Here is a 13,660-nt window from a genome sequence, read left to right on the forward strand (position 1 = left end):
GAAAAACGGGGGCCTGATGTTACGGCCTCCGTTTATGCCGTATTTTCCATAGGACTGACGGGATACACAGCAGGCACAGGATTGCCGTACAGATGACGGTCAAAAGCATTGCGTATTCCACAAAGGTTTCCGTGTCATGCTCATAGGCCCTGTTTAAGATGGGGATGATAAGCACGGCCAGGTAGTACCAGAATACAGGCGGGACGCACCTGAAGATCAGATCACGGAGCCAGGCACCGGATCTTTTTTGAAGATCCGTATCCATGGGGCTGTCCGGGGAGGACTGATCGACCGTAGGGGCAATGCGCCCGGAGGCATGGTCGGCCATTCGGTACAGGGCGAACAGGGAACTGAAATATATGGCAATGCCTATGGCGGTATGAAGTCTGCCCGGTGTGAGCCATCCATCGTACAACCCGTATTGGCGGGCATAGCCGGGGATATAAATAGATGCAGTAATACGGATACCGTTGATAAAAACAGTGGCCGCATAGGAAAAAGCCAGACTGAATGCCGTCCAGGCCGCCCCTTGCCAGGATGTCCTCATTCTGTGCACAAAGGAGAAGAGGAGGGCGGCTGTGGACAGGATCATAAAACGGACACCGGAGCAGGAGGATGCTATGATGAACCGATAGTCATAATTGATATATCCTGCATCCGGATCATATTTAAAGGGGATGCCGCTTAAGGTTCTGACCCACCAGGCAGTGGGGGCCAGAATCCATTGAAGCTGTCTGCAGCCTGCCTGGCTGTAAAAATATTTAATTCCGATCACAAGGATGAATCCGGCCAGATAGGATATCCAGTGTGTTCTAATGCAGCTGTTCCTGAAAAATTCCGCGATTTTTTTCAATGCCATATTCCTCTTATGAGTGGTTCTGTTTTTTGGCGTCGCCCTTTTTTCTGGACCGGATCAGGATGTTTCCGGCAATTATGGCTGTGGCTGCAGGAACCAGTATCATGGTTCCCGGCTCTGAGCCAATGGTATAACCGCCCCCCACGCTGAGGTCGGATACGCCCTGGGGCAGAGGCAGCGGCTGGTCCACGTCCCTGCCGGCCCCATCCGGATTTCGGACTTCCTCCATCACTGCGACAAAGGAGGTGTACGGGGTCATCATACTGTATTTAAGCCCCAGTTGTGTAACCTCTTTCTTTATGGAATCGTCCTCCTCCAGGCCGGTATTGTAATCCGTAAGGTTTTCCACCATGGTGCGGGCCCACAGGTAACTGATCCCAGGATTGGATCCAATGGACGCCTGGGACACCTGGATGTCCTGGACATAATCCCGGTTTCCGGACCTGCCTGTGACCTGTATGCTTCCCCCTGGTTCGCCCCGCCATTTTCCAAACAGGACAATGGGCCGCTGGGCAAACAGGGTTGGAAGGGCGGCGGGCTCCACATCATAGACCTCAAATCCATTATAAGAAACCTGGATATCGGTTAACAGAGGCGCCTGTATGTAGGTACAGAAACGTTTGGCCGTATCCAAGGCATCCTTGTCATCTGTCACCACAAAAGACTCCCCAAGGCCCACTTTGGCGATTCCGTCAATGAGATAGCGGTTTACGGAATCTCCAATTCCAAAGGAGAAGAAATCAGTGTCGGCCAGATTCTGGCTGATGATGCCAAATATCTCCTTTTCACCGGAAATATAACCGTCTGTGATGGTGATGATACTCCGGGACGTGCCTTCGGTTTTAGGAATGGCAAGGGCATCCCGGAGCGCGGGAGCCATCTCTGTCCCGCCGCCGCCCTCCTGGCGGTCGATGAGTTCAACCGCCCGCTGGATATTCTCAGCAGTGGCCGGCACCGACACAGGCGACATCCGGCTGGATGCGCCGGAGAACAGAATCAGGTTAAAGGTATCCGTATCACGGAGGCTGGTCACCAGATCCTTGATCAATCCCTTGGCAGTGTCCAGGGGAAAACCGTACATAGAACCGGAAACATCCATAAGGAATATATACTCACGGGGAGGGATATCTTCAGGATCATACCGTTTGGGAGGCTGTATCATCAGCATAAAGAAGTTCTCCTCCTCCCCCTGGTCCAACAAAAGTCCGCAGTTTACGTCCTGCCCGGTCAGCTTATAATCAAGGATGAAATCCCGGTCTCCTGCAAAATCCTCGGGATCTTCCAGGGTGATCCGGGCAGCCGAGGCGCTGCTTTTGTCAATTTTAATGGAATGGGACCTGCATGTGATGTCAGTGACAGGCACACCGGTGGAAAGGCTGACGGCTATATCGTACCGGCCCGAAGGTGTCTTTCCCTCTTTCAGGTAAGGTGTGCTTACCCACTGGTTGTCATCTTTTCCCGGATCCTCCGGGGAGCTTGTATAACGGGGACCTGTCACGGTGGGAAACACAAACTGGTATGATCCCTCCGTGGAAACGACCATTTCCGTGTAATGCAGTTCTATGACCACCGTATCGTTGGGCATTACATTGGCCACGTCCATGGAAAACACGTTGGGCCGCTGCTGTTCCAGAAGGGAAGCGCTCTTTCCCTGGTTCTTGGCCTCCTCAAACTCCTCCCTGGCCTCCTCCTTCTCCTTGATCCTGGCAGTGATCAGCCTGTTCCCGATCTGCATGGTCATGCCGTGTACGCTGGCTTTGGTGGATGCGGGAAAGATATATTTGGCATTGATGGGAGTCTTTCCCTCATTGATATAGGTCTGGGTTACATAGGTATCTGCAATGACCCCGTTGATTTGGGAGGATACCTTTGTTTCCTTCAAGGGAAAACTGTCCGGATCAGGATCCGCCCCTTCCACGAAAAAGTAGGGAGCCAGGGTTTTGTCCGGGTCATCCTCCTCTTCCATGCCATAAACCGCCCAGGCCTGGGACAGGACAAGGAGCAACGTAAAAAATACACACAGCCATTTCTTTTTCATCTTCATCTTGATACCTCTTTTGTTTTATGATGGATTGTTTATATCATATAAGTTACAATACACCGGCATCAAAATAGCATCAAAGATGCATCAAATTTGCATCATCATTCTCTTTTTCGCTTTAAAGCTTTGACTAATTGGCGTAAATGGGTTAGTATAATAAGGCCGGCTTATTAATATAATAAACATGCCGTCAAAATGTACATCTAAAGGAGAAGTCATGAGTAAGCATAAAGGTATGGAATCCTCGTCAGCCCCAGTGCATCAGAACGGCGGCTTTGGCAGCAGTTTTGGGTTTGTTCTGGCCTGCGTGGGTTCCGCGGTTGGAATGGGAAATATCTGGATGTTCCCATATAGGGTCGGGCAGTATGGAGGAGGAGCATTCCTGGTGCCCTATATCCTGTTTATAGTTTTATTCGGCCTGGTGGGCCTGTCGGCGGAGTTTGCCATAGGAAGGCGTGCAAAGACAGGGACCCTGGGGGCCTATGAATATTGCTGGAATGCAATAGGAAAGGGAAAGCTTGGATATATACTGGGATGGATCCCCCTTCTGGGCTCCCTGGGAATTGCGATCGGCTATGCCATCATTGTGGGCTGGGTGGTCCGCGCCCTGGCAGGCTCCCTTACAGGGGCGATCCTGACCCAGGATGCAGCGGCGTACTTCACCCAGGCAACCGGGAATTTCGGCAGCGTGCCGTGGCATGTGCTGGTGATCGTCACAGCAGCTGTGATCCTGATGTTCGGCGCCACCAAGGGAATCGAAAAGATCAATAAGGTACTGATGCCTTCCTTCTTTGTTTTATTTGCCATACTGGCTGTGCGCGTGGCATTTCTTCCAGGCGCTGTGGAGGGATATAAGTTCCTCTTTATGCCGGACTGGAAGGACCTTTTGAAAGTGGACACCTGGGTCATGGCCATGGGGCAGGCATTTTTCTCACTGTCCATAACCGGGTCGGGCATGATCGTGTACGGAACGTATCTGTCTAAGACAGAGGATATACCCAAGGCATCGATCCGCACTGCATTCTTTGACACCATTGCCGCCATGATGGCCGCGCTGGCGATCATGCCTGCCGTATTTGCCTTTGGCATTGAGCCTAACGCAGGCCCGCCCCTTATGTTCATCACACTGCCCAATATATTCAGGCAGATGCCCATGGGACGGCTGTTTGCAACACTGTTCTTCCTGTCCGTGGCCTTTGCGGGAATCACAAGCCTGATCAACATGTTTGAGGCCGTAAGCGAATCCTGGCAGACCAGGTTTAAGCTGTCCAGAAAAGGGGCGGTTGCCCTGTGTGGCTCCATTGCGCTGCTGGTGGGGATCTTTTTGGAAGCCGAGCCAAGCGTGGGCTCCTGGATGGACTTTATAACCATCATGGTAGTGCCCTTTGGCGCGGTTCTGGGCGCTGTGTCCATCTACTATATCCTGGGATATAAGGAGATAAAAAAGGAACTGGAGGAGGGACGGGAAAAACCATTGAAAAGCTGTTTTGGTCCCCTGGCCAAGTTTGTGTATGTACCTCTTGCGGTTGTGGTATTTATTTTGGGGATCATATATGGCGGGATCGGATGATCATTCTTGTCATTGACAAATACTGGGGACAAGCCGTATGATTTTCATGGTAAACGTATTATGAAAAGGGGAAATCGTATGGCAAGACCGAGAAGAAGCGCGGCCGCGGCAAGAGTTAAGGAAGAGGCCAGGGATCCGAAGATTTTGTGATTCAGCTGTAATATAAATGAATAATCAACCGCGAAAACGCCGTCTGTGGGATATGTTCCCCCAGGCGGCGTTTCTGCAGTACGCCAGGAGGCGCACGTTTCTTAAGGATTATGGGCGGTAGGTTATAATTTCATCAAAACATCCGGCATCCCGCTGTATGGTCCGGTGGTTTCCCACCGTGACAACGGGACCCTGTTCCAACAGGGCATGGATGATCTGCGATGCCCCGGCCTGGTGCTCCAGCCGGGCATTCTTGATGTCTGCGATCATTAGGTTGATCTGATCCGTATGGATTCCCGCCATGGCCCTGCGCATGTACCTCATCCGGTTGTTTAAGTTTCCGGAGGGCGGAAGGGCCTGGGCATAGGCGCTGAGGATATAACCGTCCAGGTCCTGCTGGGTCAGGGAAATGTCCATAAGCGCCCTTCCCGCATTGGAAAACAGGTCCAGGGTTGACCTGACATCGGGGTCCGCGGTGCTCCACAGGGTGAAGTAACCGGCCGGGATGTAAAAGTCGATTCCGCTGTCATATGCGCCTCCCTGATAACGGATGGCAGGTTTCAGGTATTTGTCCGCACATGCCATGAGGAAGGGCAGATGCCTGCCCTGAAAGGCTGTATTGTCACGGAAATCCCCCATCATGCGGGTTTCCTGGGTGGGAGCATCCACACATACGGCCAGCTTCCGCTTTCCGGGCAAAAGGATATAGGGTGAAACACGGGCCGGTGTCCCGTGACAGGATCCTTCTGATTCGGTTTGGCCAAGAAGGCCCAGCTGGCGAATGGCTTCCCTCTCTACTTCTTCCAGGGCATCCGCGGCAGCGGCTGCCATAAACACAAGGCGCTTTCCCTGTAATAGGGCGGAAGAGATATGCCTCAGTGCACCGGACACCTGAGCGGCAAATTCCGGCTCCGCCTTCAGCCTTTTACTTACATCCTTTAAAAAATAATAGACTTCCTGGCTGTTAAGAAGGTTCCTGAACCTGCACTCCTGCCTGATATAACCTTCCGCCAGGCTGAAGGAAAGGGAGGAGGCCAGGTCTGCCCTGGACAGGTCATAGTCTGGAAGATATTTTTCCAGCACACGCTGGATGGTGGGGATATCACTGTAGTCCCCTCCGCCCATAAGGTCCAGAAGAAAATCCAGGCTTTTGGCAAAATCCTCTGTCAGTCCATACCAGAACACGGTCATCATAGGATAGCTGCAGGCCCCTGCCCGGCTGTCCGGGAACACTTCGTCAAAGGTACAGTCGTGAAGATACTCCTGCTCCATGGTTTTTTGCTGCTCTACGGTATAGCGGGAGGTATCCAGCTCCGTGAGAAGCATCTGATACAGGGAGATGTAGTTAAGCTCATCCTGAGGGATCAGGCTTAAGTCAAAGTAGATCTGATAGCTTCCCACAGCGTCCGCAAAAGCGGGAGCCGTATAGCTGGTAATGGGGCCGAACTGTTTTTGCAAAAAAGGAGCGCCCGGCGTGGGGGCCGGAAGGTCCATGGGGCGTATGAGGAAATCCATGTTTCCCCAGTCCTTGGAATTCCACTGGCGGAAAGCGGCCGTGCACTGGCACAGACAAAGGCGCTCAGGACGCGTCATGGATTCCAGGGTGGCCTTCAGGTACTGTTCCTTATCAAGTTCCAGCGCCTCCGCCATTCCGGGACAGGGAACCGTTACCACCGTTGCAGTGGTTTTGGGGGTCAGGGCCCGGGCAGCCAGGGATTTCAGAATAGACTGGCTGCTGTCGGAGGCGAATTTACGGGCGGATACCTCATAGAGCTGAAAGTAGTCGGTCTTTCCAGTCTGGCTCCAGTACCTGCCGATCTCCTCGGAAATGTTAAATCCCAGATGGGAGCCCTCCCTGGTAAGGGCATCGGAAAGTTTGTTTTCCTTCATGGCGGCCTGGTATAGTTCCTGTGCAACACCAAGGGAGCTGACCTCCCTGAGAGCGGACTGAATGGTATGGCAGAATTCGTCCTTCTGGTGTTCATCCCCGTTGCGAAGACGGAATCGCAGGGATGGATTGGGCAGCAGAAGATCCAGGTACACCTCCATTATGTTGTTGATGCCCGACTCCCTTGCCAGCCGGTGCCAGGGGGAGGTGTCGCTGTCCAGTATATCCGCAAACAGATCCCAATAGATCAACTCTTCCTGGCTGCTTCCCGTAAGGTCGATGGCATAGTCAATGATGGAAGCCTGTTCCCCGGGGCTGTCCTCGTAGGCAGGGCTTTTGGCAACCAGGCAGCGGTGGCCCGGCTCAGGGATCTGGTTCATGGCAGAAAGGGAACGGTGATCTTCCTTTTGGGGCAAGGGGGGATTTTTGCGGGATGAATGCTTTTGGGCGTTCAGGTGTTCCCTGTGAAGGAAATCCAGCACGGGCCGGTAATCCATGTCGCCGTAAAGGACCATCAGGCAGTTGGAGTAGTCATAGTATTGCTCAAAGGCCTTTTGCACGCGTTCATAGGTAAGTTCCCTGTAGTGGAAGTGAAGCCGTCCCAACAGGTTGGAGGCGGGAAGATCCGGGTACAGGGTTTTGGCAGTAAAGCTGTCGGCATTTTCCTGGATATCCGTGAGATGTCCCCAGTCCTCACTGAGAACCGTGCCCTGCATGGCCAGCGGGCCGTCAGGCTGATCCAGCTCCAGGCGCAGCGCTTCCCTCAGATAGAAATTGCGTTCCTTCAGCGCATCCGGCGCCTCCATGCAGCACAGGTATACGTCCATAAGCTTAACCAGCTGTTCCTGGCTTTGGGTACAAATGGGATAGCAGGTATATGTATTGTCCGTAAGCCCGTTCATAAAGGTGGAATAGCTTTTGCTGTCCATATCAAAGAATATGTCCCGGCTGGGGTATTTCCCGCAGGAGGACAGAAGAAGGTGTTCCAGAATGTGGTTGGTGTCAGTCTCATCTGTCTGCGGTGTCCGGTAGATCAGGTTAAATCCCAGTTCGGGGTCATCGTTCTGTATGTATAAAAGCCGGGCGCCGCTGGCCTGGTGGTAAAACTCAGCGGTCTTTGCGCCCAGCATGTGTATGAATCCAAGTTCCGTTACGGTAAAACCCGATATGGTTTCACCGTGCCCTGGCAAAGATACCATGGTGAATCTCCTTTCAAATGCAAAACCTTTCTATACTATAGCATTGAGGGCGGCTGCTTTGCAAGGAGAATTGAGAATGTGGTTATTGGCGGCTCCCGCTGCAAGCTGGTTAGCTCTTAAAGCCGGAAAAATCAAAAAATAGGTACAGAAAAGCCGCCCTTGTAAAACACCGGCGTGTTAGATAGGGCGGCCAGGCACCTTACTGATACCGGTCCGCAAAACATATCCTGGGCAGCCCCATAAGCGCCGCGGCCCCTGCCAGCGTAGTGCCGTAAAACAGTATTTTGTCCTTCAGGTGCAGAAAATTTACAATACTTCCGTTACAGACCGTGCTGCCCGTGCACAGCACCAGGTCGGCCCAATCACAGACAGCAGTGCTGACGCCGTCCACACGGCCGTCTTCCACCAATACTCCATAGCGCTGCTGGCCGATATTTACAGGGCTTAAGTCCACAACACGAACTGGGAACTGGCCGGACAGGCGTTCCAGGAGGGAAGGCTGGTATCCGATCAGCCCGATCCTGGGATGGCCGTAGCTGGCTTCAATCAATCCGGCCGCGTCAACCGCGCATTGCTCCGGCCCATTGTTTCGGCAGTGGACCGTACATTCCACCTTGCCCAGGTGCTTCATGACAGCGTTGAGGGATGCGATAAAGAGTCCGCGGTCATGGGAACTGCCCTGTATGTCCAGTGCACATATTTCAGCCAGGGTCCCGCGAAACGCGGAGGGTGCATCTGTAAACGCCTGCCCCAAAGCGCCCATACATTCTGCCTGGACCATGACATCCTTCCCTGTAATGATGGGAAAGTCCCTGCGTTTTGTAATACCGATGGCTTCCTCGGGCGTGAGGGAGCGGGTATTGATAATAACCTGTTCTTCCAATATCCCTTCTGTTTTCAGAAGGTCAAAAAAGCGCTTTCTTAATTCACCGAAAAACTGTTCCGGACCCATACTGCCCGTTACGGCTGGTGTTGTTCCATTGTTCATGTTCATTCCCTCCCAAGAAATTGTTCCACTTCTTCACAATAATGTTCATCCGTCAGCCTGTCTGACGAAACAACGGCTTTAAGCTCACCGTTTAGCAGGATCCCCACCCTGTGGGCCAACAGCCTTGCCTCCACGAAATCGTGGGTGACAAAAATGATCGTACACCTGAAATGTTCATGGATCCTTGTTAACTCCAGGTAGAGCTGCTTTCTGGTTGCCGGGTCCAGTGCGGAGAACGGCTCGTCTAACAAAAGAACTTCCGGCTCCAGCGCCAGCGCCCTGGCCAGCGCGGTCCTTTGGCTTTCCCCTCCGCTGAGGGTGCCGGGGTACTGGTTCTTAATATGGGTGATGGACAGCATCTCCATAAGGTCTGATGTGCGTTTTCTCTGTTCCTCTTTGGAGAAACCGTGCATTTTCAGGCCGTAGGAAATATTATCACAGACCTTCATGTGGGGAAACAGGCCGTGATCCTGATATACAAAGCCCAGCCTGCGGCTGCGGGGCGGAATATCCATCACGTCAACGCCATCATACTGTATGGAACCGCCGGTGCCGGGGAACATACCCCCGATGGCTTCCAGAAGCACGGTCTTCCCGGACCCTGTACGTCCAAGTATAGCAAAAATTTCCCCTTTTTCAATGGTAAGGGACAGGGGTTTTAGTGTAAAACTTCCCCTTTTTACGGAAAAATTGTGGATAAGGATTTTTTTCATCTTTCCCTCCCATTGAGATTCCTGCACTTGGTGTAATTAATCTGTCCGCCTACCTGCCGTTCGTGCTGATACCAGGATTTTCCCATAAACTGGGCCAGAAACAGGGTGCATCCGGATATTAAAAGCATCAGCATCGCGGTAGCCATGGCCGTGGGATTATTCCCTGTTGATATACTCAGGTAAATGCTGCCCGGCAGGGTCTCGGTTTTAAAACGGGTGACTCCCACCAGCATAAGTGTGGCCCCGAACTCTCCCAATGCCCTGGACCAGGTGAGGATAAAGGCGCTGATCAGGCTGCCCCGGCACAGGGGAAGCAGGATGGTGAGAAAGCATTTCCAGGGAGAGGCACCCAGGGTCTGGGCAATGAATTCCAGCCGCTGGTCAGAGGCCTCAAAGGCAGTGCGGATCAGCCGGATCGCGTAGGGGAGGTTGACCAGGATATGGGCCATGACAATGCCAACAGGGGAAAAGACCACTTTGAAGCCGTGTCCTTTCAGCCATTTGCCGGCAGGGGAGGAGAAGATGATAAGAAGGCTGAGGCCTAGCAGTATGTAGGGCAGTGAGAGGGTGAGCTCGATCATCAGCCCGGATAATCGTTTAAATGGCATATCTGTCCGGGTAAGGGCATAGGCGGTGGGAAGAGCCAGAGCCATGACAATGATTGTGGATATGCTGGCAGTGGTAAAACTGAGCCGGAATGCAAACAGTACCTCCGGTGACCGGATGGTTTCGGCAAAACAGGGGATTCCGCTAACAATCACAGCACTGATAGCACTGCCGATGAAGAATATCACCAGCAGTGCTGTCATAATGGTTATGGCTGAGAATAAATCGAACCGTATATGCCGGTTTTTATTCCACGATTTCATATCCGTATTTCACCCATATTTCTTTGGCTGTGTCCATGTCCAGATACTGGTTAAAGGCTTCCAGGGCATCCTTGTCCGCGGCGCAGCTTAAGGAAGCGGCCGGAATGGTCTTAATATATGGATCCAGGTCCGTTGTGTTTACGATTTCCACGTCCTGGGCATCGCAGTTCTCCTTCCACACAATCGCCGCATCCGCCTCCTTGGCGGCCAGGGCAGTGGACATCTGGGGAGCAGTGGCGGTGGTTGCCTCAATCTGTACCTGGTCAAAGATACCTGCATCGGTCATTGCCTTTTTGGCGATCTTTCCAATGGGCGTGGAGTCCACATCTCCCATGATAAGCGTTACCCCATCCCCGGTCAGATCCGCCAGCCCCGTAATGTTTTTTGGATTGCCGCTTTGGACCGCCAGCACGGGTATATGTTTTACCAGTTCTTTTTTTCCTTCCACATAGGACTCTACCGGTTTTAACTCATCCCCGGATCCTGCGATAAACAGATCGCCCTCCTCGGAAGTGGTGATCTGTGACTGTATCTGGCCTGCATTGGCATAGGTCACGTTCATCTCACATCCGGTATGGCTTTTAAAGGCATCGGCAATTTCCTGGAATGGTTTTGTCATTCCCGCACCGCAGTAAATCATCAGGGTGTGGCCGGTCAGGTCGGGAAGCTGAATGCCGCTATCAGTACCGGACGCAGTACTGGAATCAGTGCTCTCCGCTGTTGTGGAAGCCGGGGGGGCAGATGCCCCTGCATCATTTCCCTTACCGCATCCCCATAGCATGGATGCACCCAGCGCTGCGGCCAGTAAAACTGCCAGTGTCTTTTTTTTCATTGTAATACCCTCCAATTAGTAGATTTAGTAACATTTACCATATTATACTGGAAAAGCGTTATTGTCAAGAAAAAATAACGGTGAGGATGTGAAAGCTTAAAGGCCCTGTATGGCGGGTGTGGATTTTAAAGAGTTGGTCCTGTCGGGGACAGGACTGGTCAAAGTGTCCAATCACTTACTAAAAGCACTGTGATAAAAATTGTAGAAACAAACGTATTCATAAAAAGGGTAAAGTGATATTTTATTAACAGATAGTTAAGTGATACAGTTCTCATGGAAAGTGAAGGTATGGATTATGAAAACAAGAATGACAGAAATATTGGGGATCAAATATCCGATCATGCAGGGAGGTATGCAGCATCTGGGTGTGCCGGAACTGGCTGGTGCCGTATCGGAGGCAGGAGGCCTGGGCACAATTAATGTGACTATTTATCCGGATCCAAAGGATCTGCGCAGAGCGATCCGGAAGGTGAAGGAGATGACGGGCCGCCCCTTTGCAGTCAACATTTCCCTGATCCCCAGCCTGCGCCCCGGAAAGGAGCTTTTTGACCAGGTAAATGTGATCCTGGAGGAGGGGGTGCCCGCAGTTGAGACAGCCGGAGCCAGTCCGCAGGAACTGGCAGATATCCTTAACGCCCATAAGGATCAGGTAAAATGGATCCATAAGGCAGCATGTGTAAAACATGCAAAAAAGGCTGAGAGCATGGGAGCGGACCTTATAACCATGGCAGGATTTGAGGTGGCGGGCCATCCCCATACGGACGGGGTGGGAACCATGGTCCTGGCTAACCGCACTGCCCGCGAGGTCAAGGTTCCGGTGCTGGCAGCCGGAGGGATCGCTGATGGGCGAGGTCTTTTGGCAGCGCTGAGTCTGGGCTGCGAAGGCATTGTTATGGGAACCCGCTTTGTGGCCAGCAAAGAATGCCTGATCCATCAAAACCAGAAGGAGTGGATCGTAAATTCCGATGAGAACAGAACGGTACTGTGCCAGAAAAGCATCCGGAACATGGTGCGTGTGGCGGATAATGAGGCTGCCAGAAAATGCCTTGAGCTGGAATCCAGGGGAGCTTCCCTGGAAGAGCTGATGCCTGTGATCTCAGGAAAGCGCGGCAAGGCAGCCTATGAGAGCGGTGATGTGGATGAAGGCATGTTTGCGGTGGGGCCGTCCTGCGGGCTGATCCATGAGGTAAAGACCTGCGGGGAGATCCTGGACAGTATCATGGAGGAAGCCGGGCAATGTCTGGATCGGCTTAACGCAATCCAGGGAAATAGATGACAAACACCAAAAGATACCATTAAGGAGGAAGGCATAATGAGTAAAAAAGCACTGGAGGGTATCAGGGTCCTGGATTTTACCACCATGGCGGCCGGTCCCACGGCAGGAGCCATGATGGCGGATTATGGAGCGGAAGTGATCAAAATTGAGCGGCCGGTCAGGGGAGAGGACGGCAGGAAGTTCCCGCCCATGGTGGATGGAGAGAGCTTATCCCACTGTTGGTTCAACCGGGGCAAGAAGTCTTTGGCAGTGGACCTTACGGATCCTGAGGGGTTGGAGGTTGTAAAAAAACTGCTCCCCACAGCCAATGTGATTTTGGAAAATTTCCGTCCCGGGACCATGAAAAAGTATGGGCTGGATTATGAGAGCGTACGGACCGTAAAAAAGGATATTGTATACGCATCCCTGACAACCTTTGGACAGACAGGAAAATACGTATCAAAGCCGGGCTATGATATTATCGCCCAGGCAATGTCCGGTATCATGAGTGTTACCGGGGAGGCGGACGGAGCACCGCAGAAAAGCGGATTCCCTCTGGGGGATCTTCTTGGAGGACTCAATATGTTTACCGGCGTCATGACGGCGCTGTATCACTGGCGTGATACCGGGGAGGGGCAATATGTGGATATTTCCCTGCTGCGCACCCTGATCTATATTAATACGCCGCTGATCCACTGTAACCTTGGGCCGGAACGGATGAGCAAAAGGCAGGGCAACCATCATCCCACCATGTGCCCCTACGGGGTGTTTCACTGCAAGGACGGGAATATCGTTATGGCAGCGGCAGGCAAGAGGATATGGGAGAGCCTGTGCGACCTGATGGGGCGTCCGGAATGGAAGGAGGATCCGGAGTATGCGGAGGTATCTGACCGGGCAAGGAATCAGATGACATTGATACCTCTTATCAATAAGTGGCTTACGGATGCTTATGGAGGCCAGGATGAGGCACTGAAAGCCCTGGACGCCGCAGGGGTGCCGTGCTGCCGGGTCTACAACGAATATCAGGTGTGGAGTGATGAGGAATTCCGTCTCAACGGCTGGCTGCAGGAGCAGCCCACCATGCCGGGTATGGACTCCAAGCCGTCCTTTATCACCAGGACCGGAAACTGCGGCATGTCCGAGACGCCGGCTGAGTTCAGACGCGCCCCCCTCCTGGGAGAGCAGAATGAGGAGATCCTGAGGGAACTTGGATACAGCAGCGAGAAGATTGCCCAGCTGGAACAACGGTGGCCGCACCAGAGCCTGGACAGACACGGGAAAGGAGGTTTATAAGCCTGA

General features: G+C 52.7%; 10 protein-coding genes. 3 read left to right on the forward strand and 7 right to left on the reverse strand.

All coding sequences use genetic code 11. The features are described 5' to 3' along the window. Window positions 1-19: 19 nt before the first annotated feature. Both xrtK and CLFS41_RS26800 read right to left on the reverse strand, forming a co-directional pair. On the reverse strand, window positions 20-859 hold the full coding sequence (xrtK, locus tag CLFS41_RS26795; RefSeq protein WP_242856930.1) for an exosortase K: 840 nt from the start codon (window positions 857-859) through the stop codon (window positions 20-22). Window positions 860-866: 7 nt separating this feature from the next. Further along, on the reverse strand, window positions 867-2,900 hold the full coding sequence (locus CLFS41_RS26800; protein WP_045094111.1) for a VIT and VWA domain-containing protein: 2,034 nt from the start codon (window positions 2,898-2,900) through the stop codon (window positions 867-869). A gap of 214 nt (window positions 2,901-3,114) precedes the next feature. Here CLFS41_RS26800 and CLFS41_RS26805 point away from each other — a divergent pair, with 214 nt between their 5' ends. Further along, window positions 3,115-4,467, forward strand: coding sequence for a sodium-dependent transporter (locus tag CLFS41_RS26805; RefSeq protein ID WP_007862319.1), 1,353 nt, complete (start codon window positions 3,115-3,117; stop codon window positions 4,465-4,467). 258 nt (window positions 4,468-4,725) lie between these two features. Here the strand turns inward: CLFS41_RS26805 and CLFS41_RS26810 are convergent, their stop codons facing one another. From CLFS41_RS26810 to modA, 5 genes are all read right to left on the reverse strand, one after another. After that, window positions 4,726-7,704, reverse strand: a complete 2,979-nt coding sequence (locus tag CLFS41_RS26810; RefSeq protein WP_045094112.1) for a peptidase M16 — start codon at window positions 7,702-7,704, stop codon at window positions 4,726-4,728. Window positions 7,705-7,903: 199 nt separating this feature from the next. Then, window positions 7,904-8,692 carry a DUF364 domain-containing protein gene (locus CLFS41_RS26815; protein ID WP_007862316.1) on the reverse strand — a complete coding sequence of 263 codons (789 nt, stop codon included), beginning with the start codon at window positions 8,690-8,692 and terminating at the stop codon, window positions 7,904-7,906. Window positions 8,693-8,694: 2 nt separating this feature from the next. Beyond that, entirely contained in the window at window positions 8,695-9,405 is a 711-nt protein-coding gene (locus tag CLFS41_RS26820) for an ATP-binding cassette domain-containing protein (protein WP_045094113.1), read from the reverse strand. Next, on the reverse strand, window positions 9,402-10,274 hold the full coding sequence (locus CLFS41_RS26825; protein ID WP_045094114.1) for an ABC transporter permease: 873 nt from the start codon (window positions 10,272-10,274) through the stop codon (window positions 9,402-9,404). The genes CLFS41_RS26820 and CLFS41_RS26825 overlap by 4 nt, the downstream gene beginning before the upstream one ends. Continuing rightward, entirely contained in the window at window positions 10,258-11,106 is an 849-nt protein-coding gene (gene modA / locus CLFS41_RS26830) for a molybdate ABC transporter substrate-binding protein (RefSeq protein ID WP_045094115.1), read from the reverse strand. The genes CLFS41_RS26825 and modA overlap by 17 nt, the downstream gene beginning before the upstream one ends. Before the next feature lie 295 nt (window positions 11,107-11,401). Between modA and CLFS41_RS26835 the strand changes: the two genes are divergently transcribed. Continuing rightward, complete coding sequence (locus CLFS41_RS26835; protein WP_045094116.1) at window positions 11,402-12,382, forward strand: nitronate monooxygenase; 981 nt, start codon at window positions 11,402-11,404, stop codon at window positions 12,380-12,382. Between the two features lie 36 nt (window positions 12,383-12,418). After that, the gene (locus CLFS41_RS26840; RefSeq protein ID WP_045094117.1) at window positions 12,419-13,654 is read left to right on the forward strand and encodes a CoA transferase; all 1,236 of its coding nucleotides are present in this window, start codon (window positions 12,419-12,421) and stop codon (window positions 13,652-13,654) included. The last annotated feature ends 6 nt before the right edge of the window (window positions 13,655-13,660 follow it).

The sequence above is a fragment of the Clostridium sp. FS41 genome (assembly GCF_000954015.1).
GTDB lineage: Bacteria > Bacillota > Clostridia > Lachnospirales > Lachnospiraceae > Enterocloster > Enterocloster citroniae.